This is a genomic window from Symbiobacterium turbinis, from assembly GCF_055383075.1.
On sequence record NZ_AP042433.1, the window covers coordinates 539,547 to 564,183 of the forward strand.

Sequence of the window (24,637 nt, forward strand, 5' to 3'; positions counted from 1 at the left end):
TCTGCATTCCGTCTGTTCGTGTTGACTGTTGATGAGGCCGCAGGCACTCGCGCTGCCGCTTGCATTCCTTCTGTTCGTGTTGACTGTTGATGAGGCCGCAGGCACTCCCGTTGTCGTCTGCATTAACGGGTTCCGCCATGGCGCGTTCGCACTGACTTGACCGGCGGCGGCGGCGGCAGCCGGACGAGTCCTGCACCAAAATCACCCCTGCGGGTGAGGCCGGAGACCTGGACAACGAACCAGCGTTCGGATAACATGACAATAGAATCCAGATGTGTGAGGTGCTGACATCATGGCAGCTGAGTCCCTCGGCCTGTCCCACACCGGCCCGCTTTCGATCGTCCCGTCCGTTCCCCCTGCGCAGGATGCACCCCCATCGCAGGCGCACGCCTGTACGGCTGAGCCCTGCGCGGAGGGCGCAGTCCCGGGAGTGGTCAGGGAGGCGATCCGGAAGGCGGTCCAGGGGGCGGTCCAGGAGGCTACCCCGGGTGCAGTTCCGGCTGAGCAAAGGCGCTGCCCCGCCTGCGGAGGAGCGCAGGTGGTCAGGCACGGCTCTTTCCGCATGGCCTCCGGGCAGCGGGTGCAGCGGTACCTCTGTAAGACCTGCCGGCGGACCTTCAGCCCCAACACGGGCACTCCTGCGTACCGGATCCGGAAGCAGGAGCAGTGGCGGGAGATGATCGATCTGCTCGTGGACGACCTGCCGCTGCGCCAGGTCGCATCCTGCCTGGGCATCGCCCTGTCTACGGCCTTCCACTGGCGTCACCGTGCCCTCGCGGCGCTGAGCGCCCGGCCCCGTGAGAAGCTGAGCGGTGACGTCCGGGTCGAAACCTTCCGTGTCAAGTACTCAGAGAAGGGGAGCAGGACCACCAACGGCCCCGGCAGCTGGGGCTACTGGAACATTGTGCGCCGGGGAATCGGACCCGGGGGACCCATGCGCCCCGGCCTGGCCCCTGCCGGCCGGAATGGATTCCGGCTGCTGATCGACGGCCGGCCGGTGAGTGTCATGGTGGCCGAAACCGACAGCGGATACGAGCTTGGCATCCTGGGGCAGGGCAGGCGCACCCCGGACCTGGTAGGGGAGGGCCTCTCCCGGATGGTCCGGCCCGGCTCCCGCGTGTACGCCTTCGGCGGGAGCGAATACGAGAAGGCTTGCGAGATGCTGGGATATGAATACCGCGATGGGATCGCCGCTGTGAGCATGTGTGCCGGATCTACCGCCGGAGAAGCGCAGGCTGAGGAAGCGCAGACTGAGGAAGCGCAGGCTGGGGAAGAGCAGGCCGGGGACGTGCGGGCTGGCGAAGCGCTGCACGAGCCGGTGCTGGGGGAGGCCGATGCAGTGGGGACCGGTACCGCGGAGACCTGTACCGGGGAGACCAGTACAGGTGAGACTGGTGCCGGGGAGACTGGAGCAGCGGGCGAAGCGAGCGCCGGCCCGATCCGGTTTCCCAATCTGCCGACCTGGTGGCTCCGGCAGTTCCGGGGCGTCGCCACGAAATATCTGGTCCATTACCTCGCCTGGTTCCGGGATATCGTGCGCATCGTGCAGTATCCGGACGGCGCCAACATCGCGCCGGTGGATGGCCGCGCCCTGCTGCGTAGTCCTGCATGCTGACGCCTCGCGAGCCTCAGTAGTCACAGGCGCTGCCCCTGGGCATGTACTCAGGGGACACTTATGAGCGGGCAAGGTGTGAAGCCCCAAAGAAACGGGTGAGCCAGGTTGCGACGACCCCGCTCGTGGGCGAGAAAGCAAGCGGCCGCACTCTTGGGCGCAGGTTAGCGCCTTCCGAGCTCCATAACGAGATATCCTGAGACGGGCTGCCGCCTTCCCGCGGGATGCTGCCCGCCTGGTTCTTCGCGCGCCAAATCAGGGTAAGCGCTCCGACTCGAAGTGAGGTACCCGCAGGGTTTGCCTGGCGCTCCATGAGGGTGACATGCCCTGCCTCGCCATCAACACCCACTGCAAACAGAAACAATGGACGGCAAGGGTATATGGCCCGAGACCAAGACCTGGCGGGGGCTTGGCCCACGCAACCGAACGGCCGTGCAGATGCAGTGAGCCGGGGCTGCCCGCGGAGCAAAATCCACTCACGGAGCGGCATCCCCATCGAGCACATGGCGCGGTGCTCCATGGGGATGCTATGGCATGGGTGATCGAGCTTTGGAGAAGACGAATCTGGAAGCGGTCTCGGTCGTCTCGGAGACCCGCTTCACGAAACGCATCTGCGTCAGCAATCCGCAGGTACTGGTCTTTGTTCTTACCTTCGCGCCGGGTCAGGAACTGCCCAAACACAAGCATCCCGGCTCGTCGCTGGTGGTGCACGTCACCAGCGGTTCCGGGGTGGTCGTGGTGGATGGCGGCGAGACGCCCGTTTCGGCCGGGGACATCCTGCTGGTGGAGGGGGAGGAGGAGTTCTCGGTTCGCAACACGGGCAGCGAGGCCCTGGTGCTTCTGGCCAGCCTCAGCCCCAATCCCTCTGACCCGCGGTACGCGCAGCCCATCGGGTGAAGCCGGCGCCGTTCTTGGCAGACTGAACATGGTGAGAGTCTCAGCTCAAGGAGAGGAATCTGATCTTGACCAGACTGATCGTTGCACCTGGCAAGTACATCCAGGGCCCGGGGGAACTGGATCGGTTGGCAGAGCACACCGGCCAGCTGGGTTCGCGGGCTTTTGCCATAGCCGACGAGTTCGTCATGAACCTGACACAGGAGCGCATCACCGCCAGCTACGCGAAAGCTGGGGCCACGGTGACCATGGAGCGCTTCCAGGGGGAAATCACTCAGGCCGAAATCGATAGGCTCTGCGGGCGCTGTAAGGAGTTTCAGGCCGACATCGTGGTGGGGATCGGTGGGGGGAAGACGCTGGACACCGCCAAGGCCGTGGCCTACTACACCGGCAACATCCCGGTGGTCATCGTGCCGACGATTGCATCCACCGACGCCCCGTGCAGCGCGCTGTCGGTGATTTACAAGGAGGACGGCTCCTTCGACCGCTATCTCTTCCTGCCCTCGAACCCGGCGGCCGTCATCGTGGACACGGCGATCATCGCCAACGCGCCGGCCCGGCTGCTGGTGGCGGGGATGGGCGATGCCCTGGCCACCTACTTCGAGGCGCGGGCGGTGCAGCGGGCCAATAAGATGAACATCGCCGGGGGGAAGGGCACCCAGGCGGCCATGGCCCTGGCGCGGCTCTGTTACGAGACTCTGCTGCAGGAGGGGATCAAGGCCAAGGCCGCGGCAGAGGCGCACGTCATCACGGAGGCCCTGGAGCGGATCGTGGAGGCCAACACGCTCCTGAGCGGCATCGGCTTCGAGAGCTGCGGCCTGGCGGGGGCCCATGCCATCCACGACGGCCTGACCGCTCTGGAAGACACCCACGGTGCGTACCACGGCGAAAAGGTGGCCTTTGGCACCCTCTGTCAGCTCGTGCTGGAGAACGCACCCCTCGACGAGATCGAGGAGGTCATCGAGTTCTGCCTGAACCTGGGTCTGCCGGTGACGCTGGCTGATCTGGGCGTCAAGACCATCCGGGAGGAAGAGATCCGCAAGGTGGCCGAACTGGCATGCGCTGAAGGCGAGACCATCTACAACATGCCCTTCGAGGTGACCCCCGAGAAGGTTTACGCCGCCATCCTGGCCGCCGACCGGCTGGGGCACCTGTATAAGGAAGGGTGAGGCGCGACGAGCCCACGAGCCCGGCCCACAGAGGGCCGGGCTCGTTCAGTCGTGGGGCGACGCCCCGGAGACCCACCGCTCACGCCGGTCAGCCAGCCAGAGTCTCCAGCGCGGATTCGCTCCCTTCCTGGATCTGCCGGCAAAGTTCCTCGTCCCGCAGCAGTTGAATCACCTCCACCCGGGAAGTCATAAGTACTACGACGCACCGCTGGCTATCGTTCACGGGCCGACCCCCGCAAGCCCGGCTAACGTAAAAGGGTTTGGCAGTCGCGTTGTGGAAAGTTGGAAGGCCGCACACTGGAACGTTCTGCCCCAGAGTGCGGCGGCACAACTTCCCGATGAGGGGGCTTTCGCAGCGTGCGACTCACCCGTATTTCGCGCCGTCTTTCCGCCGTTCTCGTGTGCTCCCTGCTCGCCCTGGTGGTCGGGACATCCCCGGCCGGTGCGCTCAGCCCGCCGTCGGTTATGGTTGCACCGCTCGTCCCCGCGCCTTCGGAGGTAAAGGGTGTTTATCTGACCGCGTGGAATGCGGCGAACCCCGGCTTCCTGGCGGGCATCCTGAACCTGATCGACCGGACCGAACTCAACGCCGTCGTGGTCGACGTGAAGGATGACTCCGGCCGGGTCACCATCGCCACCGACGAGGCGACAGCCGTCGCCGCCGGGGCGGTGCGGCCCTTCCTGACTGACCCACAGGCCTTCACGGCTGACCTTCACGAGCGGGGCATCTACGCGATCGCCCGCATCGTGGCCTTCAAGGATCCCATCGTCGCCCCCGCCAACCCCGACTGGGCCGTGCACAGCGCCGGAGGAGGGATCTGGCGAGACTGGAACGGCGTCGCCTGGCTCAATCCCTACAACCGGGAGGCCTGGGACTACGTGATCCGCATCGCCCGGGCCGCGGCTGAGGCCGGCTTCGATGAGATCCAGTTCGACTACGTCCGCTTCCCCACCGACGGCGACCTGAGCGCCACCCGCTACCCCGGCGCGGACGGCCGGGCGTATCAGCAGGTGGTGGCGGACTTCCTGGCCCACGCACGGGAGGAGCTGGCCCCGTACGGGGTGCTGGTGAGCGCAGACGTCTTCGGCCTGGTCACGTCCGTCCGGGACGACATGGGCATCGGCCAGCGGCTGGAGGAGATCGCCGGCGCCACCGACTACGTCTCGCCCATGCTCTACCCCAGCCACTACGAGCGGGGAAACCTGGGCCTGCCCAACCCCGACGCGATGCCGTATGAGACCATCTACCGGTCGCTGGTGGACGCCCGGGACCGCATCCTGGCGGCCGGGCTCGACACCCGGACGGCGGTGCGCCCGTGGCTGCAGGACTTCTCGATGGGCCACACGTACGGCGCCGACGAGGTCCGCGCGCAGATCCAGGCGACGTACGACGCCGGCTACACCAGCTGGATGCTCTGGAATGCCGCGAACCAGTATACCGAGGCGGCGCTGCTGTCTGGCGACACCGCGCCTGCCCGCCACCTCCCGCCGTCTGAGGTCGGCGCCCCGGTGACGGTGAGCCTGAACGGTCGCACGGTGGCGTTCACCGACGTGGTCCCCTTTGTCGCCCGCAGCACTGGCCAGACGCTGGTGCCGCTGCGGGACATGGCGACGATGCTGGGCGGCACCGTAGACTGGGATGCCGGGACCGGCACCGCCCGGATCCGCCTGGGCGGCCGCACGATCGCCGTCTCGCCCGGGCAGGCCGACGCGCTCGTGGACGGCCGTCCCGTGGTCCTGACCCAGCCCGCCGTGCTCTGGCAGGGGCGCACCCTGGTCCCGCTGCGGTTCGTCAGCCAGGCGTTCGGCGCGAGCGTGGACTGGGACGGGGAAGCCCGCCACGTGATGATCCGCACGGCGCCGTGATGGCGTGAGCGCCGTGGCCTGCATACAGATTCAGATCATGAACGTGAGGTGACGCGCAGCCTGTGAAGCTGTCGATTCTCGACCTATCGCCCATTCCGTCGGGCTCCACCGCGAGCGAGGCCCTGCAGAACACGCTGGAGCTCGCCCAACTGGCGGACCGGCTGGGATACGAGCGCTACTGGCTGGCGGAGCACCACAACACCGCCGCCATCGCCAGCGTGGCGCCTGAGATCATGATCGGCCAGGTGGCCCGGGTGACCCGGCGCATCCGGGTGGGGGCAGGGGGCATCATGCTGCCCAACCACTCGCCGCTGAAGGTGGCCGAGATGTTCCTCACGCTGGAGGCGCTCTTTCCCGGCCGGATCGATCTGGGGATCGGCCGGGCTCCCGGGACGGACCCGGTGACGGCCCGGGCCCTGCGGCGGACGGCATCCGCCGGGGCGGAGGACTTCCCCCGGCAGCTGGCGGATCTCTTCCACTTTTCCCGGGGCGACTTCCCGGAGGGCCATCCCTTCCGGGGGGTGCAGGCCACGCCGCCCGGGGTGCCGCTGCCGCCGGTCTGGCTACTGGGCTCCAGCGACTACAGCGCCCGGCTGGCCGCCCGGCTGGGACTGGCCTACAGCTTCGCGGCCCACTTCAGCCCTTACGACCCCGTGCTGCCCATGCGGCTCTACAGGGCGCAGTTCCGGCCATCTAAGCACCGGGCCGAGCCCCACGCCATCCTGGCAGTTTCGGCCATCTGCGCCGAGACCCGGGCGGAGGCCGAGCGGCTGGCCCGCACGCTGGACCTGTTCTGGCTGCAGATTCGCCGGGGGGAGCGGCGGCCGCTGCCCAGTCCCGAGGAGGCCGAGGCCTATCCCTGGACGGCGGAGGAGTGGGCGGCCGTTCAGGAGCACAGGCAGCTGCTGTTTGTCGGCGAGCCGGATGAGGTGGCGGCCGGGATTCGCTCCCTGGCGCTGGCCACCCAGGCCGATGAGGTGATGGTCACGTCGCACATCCACAGCCACCGGCAGCGGCTGCGCTCCTACGAACTGCTGGCCGAGGCATTCGGATTGAAATCATAGCTGTCTGGGGCACGGCCGGGATCTCCCGGTCGTGCCCGCCTGCATGATGGGGCGGACCGTATCCCGCGACGCGCAGCTCCGACTAACTCAATGGATACCATACGGGGTATCTGTATAAAGTTCCGAGGAGGCGTGTCTCATGGGTGCGACGCAGCCCCGCATCGTGGTGTTCACCACCCCGACCTGCCCCTGGTGCCGCCGGGTCACGCAGTACCTCAGGGAGAAGGGCTTCCGGTTCCGGGAGATTGACGTCTCCCGCGACGAGCGGTCGGCCCGGGAGCTGGTGCGGATGACGGGCCAGACGGAGGTACCGGTGACTTTGATCGGCAGCCGGCCGGTGGGAGGGCCCCAGCAAGACCTCTTCGGGCCTGTACCTGCCGGACACGGCCAAGGACAGGCCTCGCACGGGCGTGGTGGTCGCGGTGGGGACGGACGAGGACCTCCAGGAGAAGATCGCGAAGGGCGACCGGGTGCTGTACGCCAAGTTCTCCGGAGACGAGATCGAGCTCGACGGGAAGCCCCATCTGCTGCTCTCCCGGAACGAGATTTTGGCGATCGTGCGAGAGTGACCCCAAGGGCCGGCGGCACCATGCCACCGGCCGTTTTTGTGTACTTTTCCGTCATTTTCAGCAGGACTCGCCCCGCCCTCGCCCGAACACACCTATGTGCAAGCGCGCGGAAGCAAAGCGCAGCGGGGGGATGGGCCATGGCGGCCGACTGGAATGACTTTTTGCAGGAACACCAGTCCCGGTTCCTGGACGAGTTCCTCGCGCTCCTGCGGATCCCCAGCATCTCGACCGACCCGGCCGCGGCGGATGACGTCCGCCGGGCGGCCGACTGGGTGGCCGACCGGCTGCGGCAGGCCGGGATGGAGGAGGTCCGCATCCTGGAGACCGGCGGGCATCCGGCGGTCTACGGCGAGTGGTGCGGGGCTGGGGGAAAGCCAACCGTGTTAATTTATGGACATTTCGACGTTCAACCGGTTGATCCCCTGCACCTCTGGACCCACCCGCCCTTCGAACCGGCCGTGGTGGAGGATCGGGTCTACGCCCGAGGCGCGACGGACATGAAGGGCAATCTGCTCCTGCCGATCATCGCCTGCGAGGCCCTGCTGCGCACCGAGGGGCAGCTGCCGGTGAACGTGAAGTTCCTGCTGGAGGGCGAGGAGGAGATCGGCAGCCCCCACCTGGGCCCGCTGCTGCAGGAGCACCGGCAACTCCTGGCCTGCGACGTGATGGTGAGCGCCGACGGCGGCTGCGGCACGCCTGACCGTCCCGAGGTCTGGTTGGGCCCCCGGGGGCTGGTGGCGCTGCAGATCAACGTGCGCACCGCCGACCGCGACCTGCACTCCGGCAACGGCGGCCTGGCGCCAAACCCCATCCATGCCCTGGTGCGCCTGCTGGACTCCATGCGCGACGGCGAGGGACGCATAACGGTGGCGGGGTTCTACGATGCGGTCCGCCCGCTGAGCGACGCCGAGCGCGCCGAGATCGCCGCCGCCGCGCCCCCGCTGGCCCAGTACCGGGCCGCGACGGGCGTGCGGGGCTTCTTCGGCGAGCCCGGGTACACGCCCTTCGAACGGGCCTCCGCCCGGCCGACGCTGGAGGTGAACGGCATCTGGGGCGGCTTCACCGGGGAGGGGATCAAGACCGTCATCCCCTGTGAGGCTCACGCCAAGATCACCTGCCGCCTGGTGCCGGATCAGCGGCCCGCGGATATCCGCGAGAAGCTGCTGGCGCACATCCGGCAGCACGCGCCCGCCTACGCCGAGGTCACGGTGGACGTCCTGCCCGGCGAGGCCGATCCCTACCTGATCCCGGCCGACCACCCGGCGCAGAAGGCCCTGGTCCGGGTGCTGACAGCCCTCACCGGCCAGACGCCCCGGGTGACCCGCGGCTTCGGCACGGTGCCGGTGATGGGGATGGTGAAGCGCATCCTGGGTGTGGAGACGATCACCCTGGGGATGGGCCAGGCCGATGAACGGGGGCACGCACCCGATGAATTCTTCCGCCTTGATTCTTTTGTACGGGGCCAGCGTGCCTACGTCATGCTGCTGCACGAGTTGAGCCGACTGCGCTAAGATGCAGAAGCAATTGACACGCCTTTGTTACCTTGGAACAGTTGTGTTCTGTCGCCAAAGGGAGTAACCTATATAGTGGTTGGTCCGGTTGGTGAGCGGTGCGCGTCCGAGGTTTGCTCCGGGATCGTGTTCCCTCTCCACAGCAGGCAACCGCAAATTACCTGAAGTGAGGGAGGGAGAAAGATGATCAAGACTCTCTACTTCGGCAACCTCCCCTGGGCGGTTACCCCCGAGGATCTGGAGGCTGCTGTATCCCAGTACGCGGAGGTCAAGGCCGCCCGGGTGGCGACTGATCGGGAGACGGGCCGCAGCCGTGGCTTCGGCTTCGTGGAAGTTCCCGAGGAACAGGCGCAGGCCGTCATCGACGCCCTGGATGGCGCCGAGTGGGCTGGCCGCACCCTGACGGTGAACGAGGCCCAGCCGCGTCCTGGCCGTCGCTAAGGTTCGCTGAAACTACTGCAGGCACACACAACCGCCTGGCGCTAGCAGCCGCCAGGCGGTTGACTTTTTGAGTTGGGTGTTGGCACGGGGCCCGATCGCCCTTGCTGCTGGCGGGGGCTCAGCCGCCGCAGCTTACCCATCGACCCCGCAGCTATCCGTTCTGTTCCGGTTTGGTGTTGGCGTGGGGATTCTGCTGCCGCAGACAGCCCGGGCTCAGCCGCTGTGGCTCACGCGTCGACCCCGCAGCTATCGGTTCTGTTCGGGTTCGGTGTTGGCGCGGAGGCCCGGCTGCCAGGGACTGCCCGCCCACAGCGACGACGAACAGACGAGATAGTCGGGAAGAGGGACCGCGATGTCCCCCGGCGCCCGCCGGGACCTATCCGCCGGGCACCCCAGGGCGCCGGCCTGGCACGGTGGGGCCACCTGCTTGCACAGGGGTCAGGTGAGGCGCCGGAAGAGGTCCGGGCACTCGAGGACCAACCCGCAGGCATCCACGGTCATCACGGTGGTGAAGCCTCGGTCAAGCGCCTCGTAGCGGTAGCGCCCATTGCCCAGGAGAATGGGCAGCGTATTGGTGAAGGGCGTGATGGAGATGTCCACGTCGATGCAGCCCGCCAGGCCAGGGAGGAGGACGCCATCGCCGTCCCGCCAGGTCCCGCCCGAATCACGCTCCGGGTCGATCCGGGTGTCACCTTCCTGAACGGACACGCGCAGGACCTGCCAGTGGGTGTCCAACTCCAGATGGTACTCGACGCGGGCGCTCCCGTCGCCATACGCTCCGGTCACGATGGAGTCCGCGATGATCACGTCGCCCTCGGTCCGGAGGACGAGCTCTTCCGTCGCCGGCCACGCAATCGCTGTCCACCGCACTGAACGCCGCATCCCAATCCTCCTCTCGCCACGCCAATCTCACGGCAGATCTGCACGCCCATCGACCCGGGCAGCGCGCTCACTTGCACGACCTGCACGCCCTGCACGCCCGTTTACCCGGGCGTAGAACCCCCGGTTCCGCCGGTACAGCTCCTTGAACGCCGCAAAGCGCTCATCGTAGATCCGGCGGTGGGCCGGGGTGGGCTCGAAGGTCCGGGCGATGGCCACCAGGTCGGGCACGTCGGCAAAGCCCAGTTCGCCCAGGCCCACGAGGGCGACCAGCCCGGCGCCGCGCACGTTGGCCTCCAGGGGCCGGTCCACCTGGTTCACCGGCCGGTCCAGCACGTCTGCGTAGATCTGGCACCAGAGTTCCGAGCGGGCGCCGCCGCCGATGAGCCGCACGGGCTCCATCCGGCTCCGGACGAAGCCATCCACCGCCTCGGCCAGCCAGCGGGCGTTGAGGGCGACGCCCTCCAGCACCGCCCGCACCAGGTGGGCCCGGGTCGTGCGCAGCGTGAGGTTGTGGAAGCCGCCCCGGACCCAGGCGTCCTCCACGGGGGTACGCTCGCCGACGAGCCACGGTGTGAAGATCAGCCCGTCGCTGCCTGGCGGCGCCTCCGCGGCCAGGGCCAGCAGCCGGGGCAGGGCGTCCGCCCGCTGCCCATCAGGCAGGGTCGCCTGCGGGCCGCCGACGCCCGGGTCGGCAAGCAGCTCCCGCAGGTGGAGCAGGCAGGCGCCGGCGGCCTCCTGCTCGTTGGCGACCAGATAGCGGCCGGGGATGGCGGACGGGATGGACGCCATGTTGTGAAGCAGGTCGGTCTTCATGTAGGGCACGTGGGCCGAGAGCCAGGAGGAGGTGCCCACGTAGAGGTGGGGGTCCAGGTCCCGCGTGCCGCCGGAGCCGATGGCGGCCGCGTGCAGGTCCGGCGTTCCCGCCACCACGTGGGTCTCGGGCAGGAGCCCCAGCTCCGCCGCCGCCGCAGGCCGCAGCCGGCCCAGGACCGCCGTGGCGGGGAGCAGGTCCGGCAGCTTCGCCCGGTCCAGGCCCGCGGCGTCCAGCAGGTCGGGGTCGTAGCGGATGCGGTAGGGATCCCGGTTGTCGGTGACCCAGTGGAGCGTGATGGACTCGTACGTGGCGGCGAACTCGCCGGTGAGCCGCAGGTTCAGGTAGTCCTTCGGCTCCAGGAACTTGTGCGCGGCTTCGTACACATCGGGGCGGGCCCGGCGGATGTAGAGGATGTGGGCCAGCGAGTCCTTGCCGGCCTTGCCGGGGATGCCGCCGGTGCGGCGGATCCAGCGCCAGAGCTTGTCCACGCCGTAGCCGGCGATGGAGACGGGTCCGCCGGTGAGCCGGGCGACGTCCGGCGCGCCGCGGGTGTCCATCCAGCTGATGGCCGGCATCAGGGGGCGGCCGTCGTGGCCCACGGCCACGGTGGCGGACCACTGCGCCGTGCAGCCGATGGCGACCACCTGGTCCCGGGTGGCGATCCCCCGGGCCATGAGCCGGCGGGTGGCGGCGACGAGCGCGGCCCACCACTGGTCGGGGTCCTGCTCCGCCCCGCCCCCGGGCAGCAGCGTGAGACTGACCGGCTCGGTCTCCAGGGCCGTCACGGCGCCGGTGAACGAGACCAGGGCCGCCTTCAGGGCCGATGTGCCCAGGTCCAAGGCCAGGACGTACTGCTGGGCCATGGCGCCTACACCTCGTAGAGCAGGTCGATGAAGCCGGTAAGCACCTGCCGGACCAGCTCCGGCGGGGCAGAGGCGGCCACGCCGTAGATGGGGGCCATGCCGGTCTGCTTCGCCGGGTTGGCGGCCACATGCTCCGCCGCCGCCCGCAGGTCGGCCAGGAACCGGTCGACCACCCCGGGCTCGGCGTGCCGGAGGGTGAGGGCGATGTGGAAGGCCGGCGGCCGGTGCAGGCCGTTCAGCCGCCAGCCCCGCCCGGCCATCTCCTCCATCACCTGGTAGATGTTGAGGTCGTCGGAGGCGACGGCGATCACCCAGAGGGGGTCGCCCAGGATCTTCAGGCCGGGGATCTCCCGGATGCCCGCCTTCAGCCGGTCGGCCGCCGCCAGGATGCGCCGGGTGGCCTCCATGTAGCCCTCCTCGCCCATGGCGAGCATCGCGGCCCAGGCGGTGGCGCTGAGCGCCCCGGGCCGGCTGCCGGCGAAGGTGGGGGAGAAGTAGAGGCCGCCGGGCCAGTCGGCAACGGTGAAGTACTGGTGGTGCAGCAGCTCGCGGCTGCGGTAGAGGATGACGGAGGCGCCCTTGGCCCCGTAGCCGTACTTGTGGGTGTCGGCCGAGATGGAGGTGACCCCCTCCAGCCGGAAGTCGAAGGGGGGCACCGGGTAGCCCAGCCGCTCGGCCCAGGGCAGGACGAAGCCGCCCAGGCAGGCGTCCACGTGGCAGCCGATGCCGTGCTCCGCCGCGAGCGCAGCGATCTCGGGGATGGGGTCGATGACGCCGTGGGGGTACCCCGGCGCCGACCCGGCGATGACGACGGTGTTCGGGGTGATGGCCGCCCGCATTGCCTGGACGTCGGCCCGGTACCCGGCATCGAGCGGGGTGCGGATCAGCTTGATGCCGAAGTACTGCGCCGCCTTGTCGAAGGCCGCGTGCGCGCTGACGGGCACCACCGCCTCAGGGGCGGTGATGCCCTTCGTTTCGCGGGCCCAGTCCCGGTAGGTCTTCATGGCCAGCAGGAGCGACTCGGTGCCGCCGGAGGTGACGGTGCCGCAGACGGGCCCGCCCGCGGCGCCGGCCCCGAGCATCTGCGCGGTCATGGCGACGACCTCCGCCTCGAACTTGGCCGTGCTGGGCCAGAGGTCGGGGTGGAGCGGGTTGGACTGGGAGTGGAGCGCGTAGACTTGGTTGAGGAAGGCGATGTGGCCCTCATCGCCGTGGTAGACGGCGCCGGAGGCGTAGCCCTCCTGCCACGTGGGGGCCTCGGCCTCGTGCATGGCGGCGATCTCGGCGAGGATGGCCTCGCGGGGCCGGCCGGTCCGGGGCAGGCGGGGGTGGGACGGAAAGCGGTCCCGGTAGGGCTTCATCTGGTCTTTCAGAGAGGCGAGCAGATCCATGGGCGTCCCTCCTCGCAGGCTGGTTGCGTTTGAATTCCGCGAATGTCGCAATAGTCCTGCAGAGGAAGGCGGAGAATCGGCGGCATTTGCCGCCAGTCCGGGCGGGATGGAGGGAAGGATTCCTGGCGTCGATACCCTAATAGTTAAGACAAGAAAGCAATGCTGGGGCCCCCGTGGCCCCGGCAGGCGTCTTCAAGCCCCGCCTGCTTCCGCAGGACTGCAGCACTCCAGCGAAGGAAGGGACGCAGATGGCTACTGGCAAAGACCAGGGTTCCGATCGCGCGGCTGAAGGCTCCGGCACACCCCGGAGCAAGACGTTCGTCGAAGACACGCTCATCGGCCTCGCTGTGATCGCGCTGATGCTGACGTGGGGCGGATTCGGCGCCTTCTGGTTCTGGATCGCCATCGCGCTGGGCGCAGTGGGGGTCGGCCTGAAGGTCTGGCGTCAGGCGGCGCCCAACCGGCCCAGAGGCGGTGACTGAAACTGACCGACTACGAGGGGGGTGGCCACGCGTGCGCAAGGAACGGGTGCTCGAGGCCCTCCGGCAACTCGCGCCTGCCGGCAGTTCCCGCGGTGCAACCGCCAGCGAAGTGGCCGAGATGGTCGGCATTCGGCGGAACAACGCGAGCGCTGACCTGAACGAGCTGGTGAATGAGGGGCTGGCGCTGAAGCTGAAGGGGAGGCCCGTCCGGTTTGTTGCGGTGGACGAGGGCGCTGCCCAGGGCGCCGTCCCTCCCCTGGAACACGACCCGTTTCAGGAACTCGTGGGATGCCGCGGGAGCCTCAGCGCGGCGGTGGAGCAGGCGAAGGCAGCCATGCTCTACCCTCCCCGCGGGCTGCCCACACTGATTTCCGGCCCCACGGGCTCCGGCAAGAGCCGGCTGGCGGAAGCGATGTACCGGTACGCCGTGGCCGCGGGACGGCTTCCCCAGGGGGCGCCGTTCTGCGTGTTCAACTGCGCCGACTACGCGGCGAACCCGCAGCTGCTTCAGGCCCAGCTCTTTGGCTACGTGAAGGGCGCCTTCACCGGCGCGGAGCGCGACACGCCGGGCCTCGTGGCCGAGGCGGACGGCGGCCTGCTGTTCCTGGATGAGATCCACCGCCTGCCCCCAGACGGCCAGGAGATGCTCTTCCTGCTCATGGACCGGGGAATTTACCGGGCCCTGGGCGAGACGACGATGCGGCAGGCCTCCGTGATGCTGGTCGGCGCCACATCCGAGGATCCGAGCTCGTCCCTCCTGAACACCTTCGTCCGCCGCTTCCCCGTGGTGATCCACCTGCCCGAGCTCGACGTCCGGCCCATGGAGGAACGGCTGGCGCTGATCGAGGTCTTCTTCCGGGAGGAGGCGTCCCGCATCGGCATCCCCATCGCGGTGAGCCCCCTGGTCCTGCTGGCCCTGCTGGCCTACCGCACCACCGGCAACGTGGGGGAGCTGCGCAGCGCCATCCTCATGGCCTGCGCCAAGGCGTTCTTCGGGCACATGGCCGCAGGGTCGGGGGAGAGCGGCCCCATTTCCCTGGACCTCACCCACCTCTCACCGCAGATTCAGCTGGCCTACCTGCAGGGGCTCGAGCCCTCGGGCGATGCCGAGCGGCTGGTGGGCGTGGAGGATCGCGTGTACATGCCTTCGGCCCTGCACAGCGAGGGCAGGTACCCCGATGAGTACGTGCCGACGGACCTCTACGCGCAGCTCCACCGACGGGTGGCCGGCTACCTCAGGGCGGGCCTTCAGGAAAGCGAGCTCCGGCGGGTCATCAGGACGGACCTGGACTACTACCTGCGCCGCCTGCTCCACCGTGCCAACCGAACCGGCCTCGTTCCCAACCACCTGCTGAACATCGTCACCGAGTTTGTCCGCGATGTGGGAGAGGAGCTGAACGAGAAGTACGGGTCTGAGGTGGTGACGGGGCTCGCCCTCCACCTGGCCGCCAAGTCCGACCACGAACTCGACGCGGACCAGACGCTCGCCCTCGTCGCCCAGTGTCCGGCGGAGTACGCCGTCGTCAACCGGCTGGCCCCCCGGCTGGAGGCGCAGCTGGGCATGCGGCTGCTGCCCGGAGAGAAGAGCTTCCTGGCGCTCTTCCTGGCCGCCCACCGCCGGCGGAAGACGCCTTCGGGCCTCCAGGTCATGGTGATCGCCCACGGCGACACCACCGCCTCCAGCATGGCAGCCGTGGCCAACGAGCTGCTCGGCACTGACGTCGTGAGCGCCGTCGACATGCCGCTGGAGCAGAGCGTGCAGGCCACCGTGGAGCTGGCTGCGGCCCGCGTGCGGGAGGTCGGCAACGTGCGCGGCGTGGTGCTGCTGGTCGACATGGGGTCGCTGACCGGGCTGGGCCCGGTGCTGGAGCGTGAGACAGGCGTCCCCTTCGCGGTGGTGCCGCTGGTGACGACCCCGGCCGTGATCGAGGCGGCGCGCGTCGCCCGGGAGCCGGGCAGCGACCTCGCGGCCGTGCTGCGCGCGGTGCGCAGAGTCTACACCGGCCACGAGGAAGAGCCGGTGCTCTCCACCGACAAGCGGCTGGTCATCACCACCTGCCTCACCGGACAGGGGACGGCCCGGAAGCTGGCTGCCTTCCTGACGGAGGCCCTGCCGGGCGAGCTGCGGGAATCCGTCACGATTCAGGCCGTCGACCTGGAGAAGGGATCGGTCCTTCCCGGCCTGTTGGTGGAAGGCTGGCGCAAGAGCGTCGTCGCCGTGGTGGGCACCATCGATCCGCACCTGCCCGGCGTTCCCTTCATCGGGCTCGAGCGGATCCTCTTCGGCGACGGTCTGCAGGCGCTGGTGGATCTGCTCCAGGGGGAGGCTGCTTCCGTCTCCGAGCCGTCCGTCACGCGCGAGGAGGCCATGGAACTGGCCACCCGGTTCCTGGTCGACAACATCACATCTGTCGATGGAAACCGGGCCGGGGAGGACGCCGTGGCCGCACTGCGCCGCTTCGAGGAAAGCCTGGGCATGCAGATGAACACCAACCGGGTGGCCCGGTGGATCATCCACCTCGGGTTCGCCATAGAGCGGCTGGCGGGCGAAGGACTGGTTTACCCCTGCCCGGAGGAGGAATACCTGAAGGCCAGGCACGCTTCGCTGCTGTCCGCGATCGCCGAGGCGCTGGCGCCGATCGGGCAGAGCTGGGGGTTTTCGTTTCCGCCCAGCGAGATTGCGTACATGGCCCTCATTGTGCTGACCGAATGATGGGGACTGAGTGACGGGGACTGCACGGCGCCGGATGTGTCTTGAAAGTGTCTTGATAGTGTCTTGCAAGAGGTGGATCGCACAGATCCACCTCTTGCGCGTGTTCCCGGGGCCATCTGTCTTGGCACGGAACTTGCAGCTATATGACAGGCGAGAGCACTCATACTTTCACAACTCGAAAGGCGGAGGGATGCAGATGCCCATCGTTTTGGTACGTGTGGACGACCGTTTGATCCACGGGCAGGTGGCTGTCGGGTGGACGCGGACCGTGGGAGCGACGCGCATCGTCGTCGCCAACGATGAGGTCGCAAAGGACGCGACGCAGAAGGCGCTGCTGAAGCTGGCCGCTCCGGTTGGCGTGAAGGTCAGCATTCTGTCCGTGGCCGATGCGGCGGCCCTGCTGGCCGGACCCAAGGTGGCCAAGGACAGGGTGATGGTCCTGGTCCGTGATCCGCAGTCGCTCCTGGGACTCATGGACGGGGGCGTTGAGCTGACGGAGGTGAACGTCGGCAACGTCCGGATGGCGCCGGGGCGGGTTCGGCTCACGAAGGAGGTCGCCGCCAGCCCGGAGGAGCTGGAGGCCTGGAAGGAACTCGATCGCAGGGGCGTGATCCTGGAGGCGGTCTGGCTGCCCGGAGGTGCCGTCACCGATTTCAACAACGTCCTTCGGCAGCAGTAACCGCGTCCCCGCAGATTTCTGGGGGTGTGACAGAGCACATGATTGGATTACTCATCGTAACGCACGGTCGACTGAGCGAAGCCCTGCTTGAATCAGCCGCGATGCTCGTGAATGACACGGATCGGGTGCGCGCTGTGAGCTTCCTTCCGGGTCAGGGAATTGAGGACTTGAGCAACGCCGTCAGGGGTGCTCTCGATGAGTTGGCCGATAACGACGGTATCCTGGCGATGGTGGATATTCCCGGTGGTAGTCCCGCGCGCGTTGTCGGCGGCCTGACCTTGGAACGGCCAGGCCTCGGGCTGGTAACGGGCGTCAACCTTGCCATGGTGGTGGAGGCCCTCATGGCCCGTCAGACCGTCACCCTGTCCGAACTGGTGGACCTGGTGCTGCGGTCCGGGCGGGACAGCATAGGGGACCTGGCTTCCGCCATCCGCAACGAGCTGTCGATGGGGGGGTGATGCGGCAGGGAACTGGACGGAGAAGGTTTGAGGGATCCCTGTCACCCGCTGAACCGCTGTCAACGAGGAATGGGGGGTATCTGGCATGTCAGTAGGCACTGCGTTGGTGCTGGCATTCTTGGCAGGTTTCGCGTACTTCTCCCGTCGGTTCATGGGCGATTGGTATCTTGAGAGACCCATTATCCTGGGACCCCTTGTCGGCCTTGTGATGGGTGACGTTCAAACCGGTCTGATCGTCGGCGGAACGCTCGAGTTCGTGTTTATGGGCGCCGTGGACATTGGCGGATCGGTGCCGCCCAACTACGCGATCGGCGCCGTGCTGGGAACGGCGTTTGCCATCTCGACCGGCCAGGGCATCGAGGCGGCGCTGCTCGTCGCGATTCCGGCGTCGCTGCTCGGCTCCTTCTTTGAGGTGCTGGCCAAGACGTTCAGCAGCTTCTTCGTGAACGCAGCCGAGCGGTACGCAGACGAGGGGAATGACCGCGGCATTGCGATGCTCATGCATCTCGGCAACCTGTTCCACTTCCTGGCCTATGCGCTGCCCACCTTCATCGCCCTGGCGCTGGGCGCCACCGCCGTCCAGCGGATGGTGGAGTCCATTCCGGACTGGCTGAACAACGGCATCGGCACGGCTGGAAAGATGCTTCCCGCCCTGGGCTTTGCGCTGTTGCTGAACAGCCTCGCGCCCGGATCGCTGCTGCCGTTCTTCTTCGTGGGCTTCCTGGTGGCCGCCTACACCAACTGGGGCGTGCTGGCCATCGCGCTGCTGGCCATCCTGGTGGCCCTCATCATCCAGCACTACCGCACTGTTGATGAAGACGACGCCGCCGAACTCGATCCCGAGGTCTCGGCCGGGCTGGGCGACACGATCACCCGCGCTGACCTGCGCACCCTGTTCTTCCGGTCGTTCGCCCTGCAGTCCGCCTTCAGCTTTGACCGCATGCAGGCGCTGGGCTGGACCTGGTCCCTGATCCCGTTCCTGAAGAAGATCTACAAGGACCAGCCCGAGGAGTACAAGCGGGCTCTCCGGCGCCATCTGACCTTCTTCAACACGCACATGTGGGTCCACGGTCCCATTCTGGCCCTCACGGCCGACCTCGAGGCGCGCCGCGCCCGCGGAGAGGACATCGACGAGCAGGCCATTCAGGGCCTGAAGGGCAGCCTGATGGGCCCGCTGGCCGGCATCGGCGACTCCATGTTCCACGGCACGCTGCGCCCGATCATGGGCGGCATCGCTGCGGGCCTTGCCCTGCAGGGCAACCCGCTGGCGCCGATCATCTTCTTCGTGTCGGTGAACGCCGTCCACGTGTTCTGCGCCTGGTACGGCCTGTACAAGACGTACGACTGGGGCCAGACCGTGATCGCCCGCCTGGCCTCCGGCGGCCTGCGCCAGTTCCTGGAGGGCGCCAGCATCGCCGGCCTGATGGCGGTCGGCGCGCTGACCGGCACCTGGCTCAACGTGACCACGCCGCTGGCCTACACGGTGCAGGACGCCACGGTGTCGGTGCAGTCCATGCTCGACAGCATCATGCCCAGGATCCTGCCCCTGACGCTGGTCATGATCGTGTTCTGGTTCGTGCGCAAGCAGAAGAAGACGACCAACATCATGCTGGGCCTGATCGCAGCCGGACTGGTGCTGGGGGCGCTCGGCATCCATGGCTAGAACTCAGGCGGCGTCGGGCTCCGGGACAGTTCCCGGAGCCCGATGGCCCCTCTTAGGCAGGTGTATGTGAATGACCCACACGATCCCTGAGTCCATCCAGCAGGCCTTTGAACGCACGGAGCACCCGTTTCACATGTGGGAAGCGCTGCAGTCGACCCCGGAAGCGCTGGCCACCCTCTTCGAGGCCCCGGTGAAGGAGCAGATCGCCGAAGCCGCGGCGGCGCTGGCGGGCGTCGATTACGTTCACCTGCTGGGCTGCGGCACCTCGTACTTCTCCGGCATCGCAGGCACGTATGCCTTGCACGCCCTGACGGGCATTCCCAGCGCTGCGCACAACGCCTTCGAGTTCGCGGCGTACCCGCCCGGCAGGCTGGACCGCTCCGCCGTGGTGGCCATCTCCCACACCGGCTCCACCCGGGTTGCGCTGGACTCCGTCCACCTGGCGGCCGAACGGGGCGGTGTGACCATCGGCCTCACCGACTACCCCGATTCTCCGCTCGCCCGCGCGGTGGACTTTCCCATTCTGGGCGGCGGCGGCCGGGAGAAGTCCCTGCCCAAGACCAAGAGCTACCCGGTTTCGCTGCTGCGGCATTACCTGCTGGCGGCTCAGGTTGCGGCCAACAGCGGAGGCGGGGGCAGCGAGCTGCTGAAGGTCCTCGCTCAGGCTCCCGAGCATGCCCGCGCCCTGCTGTCAGACAGCTTCCCGGTCACCGAGGAGCTGGTTGCCGCACGCCTGCCGGCCAGCCAGATCTTCATCATCGGCAACGGTCCGAACGTGGCCACCGCGCTGGACGGCCGCCTGAAGCTCCAGGAAGCGGCGCAGGTGCCGGCCCACGCCTGGGAGCTGGAGGAGGCCATGCACGGTCCGTGGAGCATCATCAACCCCGGGGACTGGGTGTTCCTCCTGGCCATGCGCGGCCCCGGTATGGCCAAGGCCCGGGGGCTGGCCGAGGCCCTGAAGCACGTCGGCGTGAACCTGTGGGTGATCACCGACGATCCGAACAGCATCGCGGGCGCGCGCTACCGGACGCTCCTGCCGGCCGGCGTGCCGGAGATCTTCACGCCGCTCTTTGCCATCCTGCCGCTCTACCAGTTCATCTATCTGACCGCCCTCGCGCTGGGCAAGCGGCCGGACTGCATGCGGCTTGCAGATCCCCGGTATCTGCGGGCGCGCCTTGCGCTGCCCCGCTGACCGGGTGGTGAGCCCGATGTCGGCAGCAGTCTACCTGAAGGCGCTGACCGCCCTGCTGAGCCGCATTCAGGACAGCCAGCTGTCCGCGGTTCAGGCGGTCGGGGCGCGCATCGGTGAGTCCGTTGCGGAGGGCGGCGTGGCTCACCTCTTCGGCTGTGGTCACTCGCACCTCGCGGCCGAGGAGGTGTTCATCCGGTCGGGCACGCTCACCACCGTGCGGGCGATCTGGCCGGACATGATCACAGACAAGCTGGAGCGCGTGCAGGGGCTGGGCGCCGCGGTGCTGGCGATGGGCGACGTCCGGCCGGGTGAAGTGCTGTTCATTATCTCGAACTCGGGGATCAACCCGCTGCCCATCGATGTGGCCTATGAGGCCGGACGGCGGGGCGCCGTCACCGTGGCGGTGACTTCGAAGCAGCATTCGCTGGCGGTTCCCTCACGCCACAGCAGCGGCAGGCGGCTTTTCGAGGTGTGTGACCACGTCCTGGACACGTGCGTTCCCGCCGGCGACGCCCTCGTGGAGCTGCCGGGGTCGCCCGGACCCGTGGGGCCGGCGTCGACCGTCGGCGCAGTGGCGCTGATCCACGCGGCGATGGTGGAGGCGGCGGGCTGGCTGATCAGGCGCGGGATCGAGCCGCCGGTCCGGATCAGCCGGAACATGCCGGGCGGCGATGAGCACAACGACATGCTCGCCCGGCGGTACAGAGACCGCATTCCCGAACTGGGGTGAGTGACCATGGAACGACCGATTGCGCTGACCGGGGGCCGGGTTCTGACACCGGCGGGCGATCTCACGCCCGCCACGCTCCTGATCGCCGGAGAGGAGATCGCCGCTGTGGCCGCGCCCGGTGAGGCCCTGCCGCCGGACGTCGAGACGATCGATGTGTCGGGCTGCATCGTGGCGCCAGGGTTTATCGACAGCCACGTTCACGGCGGCATGGGGTACAACTTCATGCACGGCACACGGGAGGCTTTCGCCGGCATCTCCGCGCATCTGGCCCGGGGCGGAACCACGGCCTGCCTGGCCACGACGACCAGCGCCCCGCTGGAAGACATCGTGTCGGCGCTGGCGAACATCGCCGAAGCCAGCCGGGCGCCGCAGCCCGGGCAGGTGGAGATCCTGGGCGCCCATCTGGAGGGGCCCTTCATCAACAGGGAAAAGGCCGGCTCCCAGGCCCTGGAGCGCGTCCGCCCGCCGGCGGCGTCCGAGGTGCAGGCGCTGCTGGACGCCGCGGGAGGGGCGCTCCGGGTGGTCACCATGGCCCCCGAGCTGCCCGGCGCCAGGGAGGCCATCCGCACGCTGACCGGCCTGGGAGTGCAGGTCTCGCTGGGGCACAGCACGGCCTCCTACGAGGAGGCCCGGGAGGCGCTGGAGTGGGGCGTGCGCCGGGCCACCCACCTGTACAGCGCCATGCCGGCCATCCACCACCGCCGGCCCGGCGCCGTCGTCGCCCTGCTGGAGGACCCGCGGGTCTTCGTCGAGCTGACCGTGGACGGCATGCATGTGCACCCCGCCGTGGTGGCGCTGACCTGCCGCCTGGCGGGACCGGAGCGGCTCGTCCTGATCACGGACGGCGTCGACGTGGCCGGGCTGGGAGACGGGGTCTTCATGCGGTGGGAGAGCACGCCGGTGACGGTGCAGGACGGACGTTGCCGCACGGAGTCCGGCACCCTGGCCGGCAGCACCTTGCGGATGGACCAGGCGGTGCGCAACATGGTGCGGTTTGCCGGCATCTCCCCCGCGGCGGCGCTGCGCATGGCCTCGGAAAACCCGGCACGGGCGCTGGGCATCACCCGCAAGGGCGCGCTGGCCCCGGGCAAGGACGCGGATGTGGTGGTGCTCGACGCCGACCTGACCGCGATCCTGACCCTCGCGCGCGGGCGGATTGTGTACGACGGTCGTACGACACCTGAGCCGGAGGAATGAGAGATGGAAAGTCTGACGCTCCGCGAGATCCTCAGACAGCCCCATACCTGGCGGGAGGCCGCCCAGCGGGCCGCCGACGCCGCGCCGCAGACCGGCGACCTGCTGGCCCGCTCCGGGGCCGAGCTCGTGCTCTTCACCGGTTGCGGCAGCTCCTACTACCTCGCGATTGCGGCGGCGGGGTTCTTCCAGGAGGTGACGGGGCTCGCGGCCAGGGCGGTGCCCTCCTCAGAGCTGATTCTGAGTGCGGGCACCTACCTTCCCCGCAACCGGCCTGCCGCCCTCGTGGCCTTCTCCCGGTCCGGCACCACCACCGAGACGGTGACGGCCTGCCGCCTCCACCGCGAGGCCGGGCGCGGGCCCGTCATCGGCGTGACCTGCCATCCCGGAAGCGACCTGGAGCAGCTGGCGGACATCGCCATCACCCTCCCTGGCGCCGACGACCAGAGCGTGGTGATGACCTCCTCGTTCAGCAGCATGCTCCTCGCCGCCTTCATGGTGGCCGCGTCCCTGGGGGGCAGCGACGCGCTCCGTTCCGAGCTGGCCGCCCTCCCGGCGCAGCTGGAGCGGGACCTGGAAGCGCTGCGCAGCCGCGGGGAGACCCTGGGGGCCGACCGGCAGTGGTCGCAGTTCGTCTTCCTGGGCATCGGACCGTTTCTCGGCGTGGCGTATGAGGCCATGCTGAAGCTGAAGGAGATGACGCAGGTGCCCTGCGAGGCCTACTCGCCGCTGGACTTCCGGCACGGCCCGATCTCGATTGTGGGCAAGGGGACCATGGCCGTTCTGCTGGACAGCGACCGGGCGGCTGCGCATGAGCGGTCGGTGCTGGAGGACATCCGGCGCCTGGGGGGCGACGGCCTGATGCTGTCGGAGGCGGTCGGGCAGGGTCATTCCGAAATGGCCCGGAGCCTGCTCTACCTGCCCGTGGTGCAGTGCCTGGCGTATTACCGGGCGATTGCGGAGGGCAGGGATCCCGACCGGCCGCAGCACCTCTCGCGGGTGGTCGTGCTGGGCGAGCCGCTGGCGTAACCGGAAGAGGCCGGGCAGGAGCCCGGCCTCAGGCATTGGTGCGGTGGGAGCTACTTCGCGGCGCAGATGCGCGCGACCGCCAGGGCGAAGACGGCCAGGCTGTGCTGCAGGTCCGCCTCGTTGATGTCGAAGCGGGGGGTGTGGTGGCCGTCCACGTGGTCGGTGCCCATGTCCATGTAGAGCACCTTCGCGCCGCGCTGCGCGGCCCGGGCGCCGAGGATGGTGAAGTCGTCGCTGCCGCCGGTCACGTGCCCTTCGTTGTGGACGGTGAGGCCGGGCACGTGCGCCGCCTCCTCGGCGATGAGGTCCGCCAGCTCCTGACTGTTGTTGGAGCTGAGCCCGCGGCCCTGCACCGAGACGCTGAGCTCGACCTCCTGCGCAAGCGCGGCGCCCTCCAGCACCTTCCGGGCGCGGTCCTCCATGTACCGCAGGATCTCGTCGGTGGCGCCGCGCACCTCGATGGCCATGAAGGCCTCGGCCGGGATGACGTTGCGGCCCGTGCCGCCCCGCACGACGCCCACGTTGACCCGGGAGGTGCCGTCGCCGTGGCGGGAGATGGCGTAGAGCCCCTGAATCGCCTGGGCCATGGCCAGCACGGCGTTGCGGCCCGCATGGGGGGCGGAGCCGGCGTGGGCCGGGGTCCCGGTGAAGGTGACGTCGAGCTTGGAGGAGGCCAGCAGCCCGTCGATGCGGGTGTACAGGTGGCCCGAGGGCACGCCGCAGCCCAGGTGCACGGCCAGCAGGTAGTCGACGTCGTCGACGACCCCGGCCTCGGCCATGGGGTTGGCGCCGCGGCAGCCTTCCTCGGCCGGCTGGAAGATGAGGCGGATGTTGCCGCAGAGCTGGTCGGCGATCTGCGGGATGATCGCGGCGACGCCCAGGCCGATGGCGGTGTGGCCGTCGTGGCCGCAGGCGTGCATCTCGCCGGGATGGCGGGAGGCGAACCCTTCCTTGAAGGGCACGTGATCGGGATCGGTGCTCTCGGCGACGGGGATGCAGTCGATGTCAAAGCGCATCGCCAGGGTAGGCCCTGGGCGCCCGGTGCGCCACTCGCCGACGACGCCGGTGAGCCCCCCGCGCATGAGGGGCAGGAACTCGGGGTCGGCACCCTCGGACTCGGCCCGCTTGTAGGCGGCTTCCAGCTCTTCCTCGCTCGGGAGCCCCAGCACGGCGTCGGGGTCCATGACCTCCCGGCCGACCTTCACCTCGAAGCCCAGGTCCTTCAGGCGCCGGGCCACGAGGCTGGCGGTGCGGAACTCCATGTGGCCGAGCTCGGGGTACATGTGGAGGTCCCGGCGGGTGGCGATGACGTTGGGCATGACAGCGGAGACCAGTGACAGGATTTTCTCGCGCACGATCCGACCTCCTCACAGGTTGAGGTTTGTTAAGTACTTCGACAAAAGCGGCGCACTACCTGTGGT

The 24,637-nt window shown here is 68.6% G+C and carries 20 protein-coding genes and 2 pseudogenes; 18 read left to right on the top strand and 4 right to left on the bottom strand.

Annotated features, from left to right (window positions below; genetic code table 11):
* Positions 1 to 292: 292 nt before the first annotated feature.
* The 9 genes and pseudogenes from ACZ45O_RS02605 to ACZ45O_RS02645 all read left to right on the top strand — a co-directional run bounded on the left by ACZ45O_RS02605 (position 293) and on the right by ACZ45O_RS02645 (position 9,126).
* A complete protein-coding gene (locus ACZ45O_RS02605; protein WP_464855406.1) occupies positions 293 to 1,615 on the top strand; it encodes a transposase in 1,323 nt (440 codons plus the stop codon).
* 531 nt (positions 1,616 to 2,146) lie between these two features.
* The gene (locus ACZ45O_RS02610; protein WP_464855407.1) at positions 2,147 to 2,509 is read left to right on the top strand and encodes a cupin domain-containing protein; all 363 of its coding nucleotides are present in this window, start codon (positions 2,147 to 2,149) and stop codon (positions 2,507 to 2,509) included.
* 65 nt (positions 2,510 to 2,574) lie between these two features.
* A complete protein-coding gene (locus ACZ45O_RS02615) occupies positions 2,575 to 3,675 on the top strand; it encodes a glycerol dehydrogenase (RefSeq protein ID WP_464855408.1) in 1,101 nt (366 codons plus the stop codon).
* A 357-nt stretch (positions 3,676 to 4,032) separates the two neighbouring features.
* Complete coding sequence (locus ACZ45O_RS02620) at positions 4,033 to 5,541, top strand: putative glycoside hydrolase (RefSeq protein ID WP_464855409.1); 1,509 nt, start codon at positions 4,033 to 4,035, stop codon at positions 5,539 to 5,541.
* A 62-nt stretch (positions 5,542 to 5,603) separates the two neighbouring features.
* Positions 5,604 to 6,605: an LLM class flavin-dependent oxidoreductase gene (locus tag ACZ45O_RS02625; RefSeq protein ID WP_464855410.1), complete on the top strand. Its 1,002-nt coding sequence runs from the start codon at positions 5,604 to 5,606 to the stop codon at positions 6,603 to 6,605.
* A 139-nt stretch (positions 6,606 to 6,744) separates the two neighbouring features.
* Positions 6,745 to 6,927 (top strand): annotated as a pseudogene (locus ACZ45O_RS02630) (glutaredoxin family protein); the annotation flags it as partial.
* A 34-nt stretch (positions 6,928 to 6,961) separates the two neighbouring features.
* A pseudogene (locus tag ACZ45O_RS02635) lies at positions 6,962 to 7,174 on the top strand (co-chaperone GroES); the annotation flags it as partial.
* A gap of 137 nt (positions 7,175 to 7,311) precedes the next feature.
* Positions 7,312 to 8,685, top strand: coding sequence for a dipeptidase (locus ACZ45O_RS02640; protein WP_464857630.1), 1,374 nt, complete (start codon positions 7,312 to 7,314; stop codon positions 8,683 to 8,685).
* 183 nt (positions 8,686 to 8,868) lie between these two features.
* Positions 8,869 to 9,126 (top strand): RNA recognition motif domain-containing protein, encoded by a 258-nt coding sequence (locus ACZ45O_RS02645; RefSeq protein WP_464855411.1) that lies wholly within the window; start codon positions 8,869 to 8,871, stop codon positions 9,124 to 9,126.
* A 438-nt stretch (positions 9,127 to 9,564) separates the two neighbouring features.
* Here the strand turns inward: ACZ45O_RS02645 and ACZ45O_RS02650 are convergent, their stop codons facing one another.
* Genes ACZ45O_RS02650 through ACZ45O_RS02660 form a run of 3 tightly spaced genes read right to left on the bottom strand, consistent with a single transcriptional unit; the run spans position 9,565 to position 13,076 of the window.
* Positions 9,565 to 10,008, bottom strand: coding sequence for a putative glycolipid-binding domain-containing protein (locus ACZ45O_RS02650; protein WP_464855412.1), 444 nt, complete (start codon positions 10,006 to 10,008; stop codon positions 9,565 to 9,567).
* Positions 10,009 to 10,035: 27 nt separating this feature from the next.
* Positions 10,036 to 11,685: a xylulokinase gene (locus ACZ45O_RS02655; RefSeq protein WP_464855413.1), complete on the bottom strand. Its 1,650-nt coding sequence runs from the start codon at positions 11,683 to 11,685 to the stop codon at positions 10,036 to 10,038.
* Positions 11,686 to 11,690: 5 nt separating this feature from the next.
* Complete coding sequence (locus ACZ45O_RS02660; protein ID WP_464855414.1) at positions 11,691 to 13,076, bottom strand: pyridoxal phosphate-dependent decarboxylase family protein; 1,386 nt, start codon at positions 13,074 to 13,076, stop codon at positions 11,691 to 11,693.
* Between the two features lie 248 nt (positions 13,077 to 13,324).
* On the opposite strand from ACZ45O_RS02660, the gene ACZ45O_RS02665 reads away from it, so the two are divergent.
* From ACZ45O_RS02665 to ACZ45O_RS02705, 9 genes are all read left to right on the top strand, one after another.
* Entirely contained in the window at positions 13,325 to 13,558 is a 234-nt protein-coding gene (locus ACZ45O_RS02665) for a hypothetical protein (RefSeq protein ID WP_464855415.1), read from the top strand.
* A gap of 31 nt (positions 13,559 to 13,589) precedes the next feature.
* Positions 13,590 to 16,271, top strand: a complete 2,682-nt coding sequence (locus ACZ45O_RS02670) for a sigma 54-interacting transcriptional regulator (RefSeq protein ID WP_464855416.1) — start codon at positions 13,590 to 13,592, stop codon at positions 16,269 to 16,271.
* A gap of 196 nt (positions 16,272 to 16,467) precedes the next feature.
* Positions 16,468 to 16,950 carry a PTS sugar transporter subunit IIB gene (locus ACZ45O_RS02675; protein ID WP_464855417.1) on the top strand — a complete coding sequence of 161 codons (483 nt, stop codon included), beginning with the start codon at positions 16,468 to 16,470 and terminating at the stop codon, positions 16,948 to 16,950.
* Positions 16,951 to 16,988: 38 nt separating this feature from the next.
* A complete protein-coding gene (locus tag ACZ45O_RS02680) occupies positions 16,989 to 17,408 on the top strand; it encodes a PTS sugar transporter subunit IIA (RefSeq protein ID WP_464855418.1) in 420 nt (139 codons plus the stop codon).
* Between the two features lie 85 nt (positions 17,409 to 17,493).
* The gene (locus ACZ45O_RS02685; protein WP_464855419.1) at positions 17,494 to 19,071 is read left to right on the top strand and encodes a PTS system mannose/fructose/sorbose family transporter subunit IID; all 1,578 of its coding nucleotides are present in this window, start codon (positions 17,494 to 17,496) and stop codon (positions 19,069 to 19,071) included.
* 70 nt (positions 19,072 to 19,141) lie between these two features.
* Positions 19,142 to 20,263, top strand: a complete 1,122-nt coding sequence (locus tag ACZ45O_RS02690) for an SIS domain-containing protein (RefSeq protein WP_464855420.1) — start codon at positions 19,142 to 19,144, stop codon at positions 20,261 to 20,263.
* 16 nt (positions 20,264 to 20,279) lie between these two features.
* Positions 20,280 to 20,993 (top strand): sugar isomerase domain-containing protein, encoded by a 714-nt coding sequence (locus tag ACZ45O_RS02695; protein WP_464855421.1) that lies wholly within the window; start codon positions 20,280 to 20,282, stop codon positions 20,991 to 20,993.
* Positions 20,994 to 20,999: 6 nt separating this feature from the next.
* Positions 21,000 to 22,190 (top strand): N-acetylglucosamine-6-phosphate deacetylase, encoded by a 1,191-nt coding sequence (gene nagA / locus ACZ45O_RS02700; protein WP_464855422.1) that lies wholly within the window; start codon positions 21,000 to 21,002, stop codon positions 22,188 to 22,190.
* A 3-nt stretch (positions 22,191 to 22,193) separates the two neighbouring features.
* Positions 22,194 to 23,216, top strand: a complete 1,023-nt coding sequence (locus tag ACZ45O_RS02705) for an SIS domain-containing protein (protein WP_464855423.1) — start codon at positions 22,194 to 22,196, stop codon at positions 23,214 to 23,216.
* A gap of 50 nt (positions 23,217 to 23,266) precedes the next feature.
* Here the strand turns inward: ACZ45O_RS02705 and ACZ45O_RS02710 are convergent, their stop codons facing one another.
* Positions 23,267 to 24,571, bottom strand: coding sequence for an amidohydrolase (locus ACZ45O_RS02710; protein WP_464855424.1), 1,305 nt, complete (start codon positions 24,569 to 24,571; stop codon positions 23,267 to 23,269).
* Positions 24,572 to 24,637: the final 66 nt, after the last annotated feature.

Coding starts and splice junctions, on each gene's coding strand:
- ACZ45O_RS02605 (WP_464855406.1), top strand. CDS start 293: ATGGCAGCTGAGTCCCTCGGCCTGTCCCACACCGGCCCGCTTTCGATC.
- ACZ45O_RS02610 (WP_464855407.1), top strand. CDS start 2,147: ATGGGTGATCGAGCTTTGGAGAAGACGAATCTGGAAGCGGTCTCGGTC.
- ACZ45O_RS02640 (WP_464857630.1), top strand. CDS start 7,312: ATGGCGGCCGACTGGAATGACTTTTTGCAGGAACACCAGTCCCGGTTC.
- ACZ45O_RS02645 (WP_464855411.1), top strand. CDS start 8,869: ATGATCAAGACTCTCTACTTCGGCAACCTCCCCTGGGCGGTTACCCCC.
- ACZ45O_RS02650 (WP_464855412.1), bottom strand. CDS start 10,008: ATGCGGCGTTCAGTGCGGTGGACAGCGATTGCGTGGCCGGCGACGGAA.
- ACZ45O_RS02655 (WP_464855413.1), bottom strand. CDS start 11,685: ATGGCCCAGCAGTACGTCCTGGCCTTGGACCTGGGCACATCGGCCCTG.
- ACZ45O_RS02660 (WP_464855414.1), bottom strand. CDS start 13,076: ATGGATCTGCTCGCCTCTCTGAAAGACCAGATGAAGCCCTACCGGGAC.
- ACZ45O_RS02665 (WP_464855415.1), top strand. CDS start 13,325: ATGGCTACTGGCAAAGACCAGGGTTCCGATCGCGCGGCTGAAGGCTCC.
- ACZ45O_RS02675 (WP_464855417.1), top strand. CDS start 16,468: ATGCCCATCGTTTTGGTACGTGTGGACGACCGTTTGATCCACGGGCAG.
- ACZ45O_RS02680 (WP_464855418.1), top strand. CDS start 16,989: ATGATTGGATTACTCATCGTAACGCACGGTCGACTGAGCGAAGCCCTG.
- ACZ45O_RS02685 (WP_464855419.1), top strand. CDS start 17,494: ATGTCAGTAGGCACTGCGTTGGTGCTGGCATTCTTGGCAGGTTTCGCG.
- ACZ45O_RS02690 (WP_464855420.1), top strand. CDS start 19,142: ATGACCCACACGATCCCTGAGTCCATCCAGCAGGCCTTTGAACGCACG.
- ACZ45O_RS02695 (WP_464855421.1), top strand. CDS start 20,280: ATGTCGGCAGCAGTCTACCTGAAGGCGCTGACCGCCCTGCTGAGCCGC.
- nagA (WP_464855422.1), top strand. CDS start 21,000: ATGGAACGACCGATTGCGCTGACCGGGGGCCGGGTTCTGACACCGGCG.
- ACZ45O_RS02705 (WP_464855423.1), top strand. CDS start 22,194: ATGGAAAGTCTGACGCTCCGCGAGATCCTCAGACAGCCCCATACCTGG.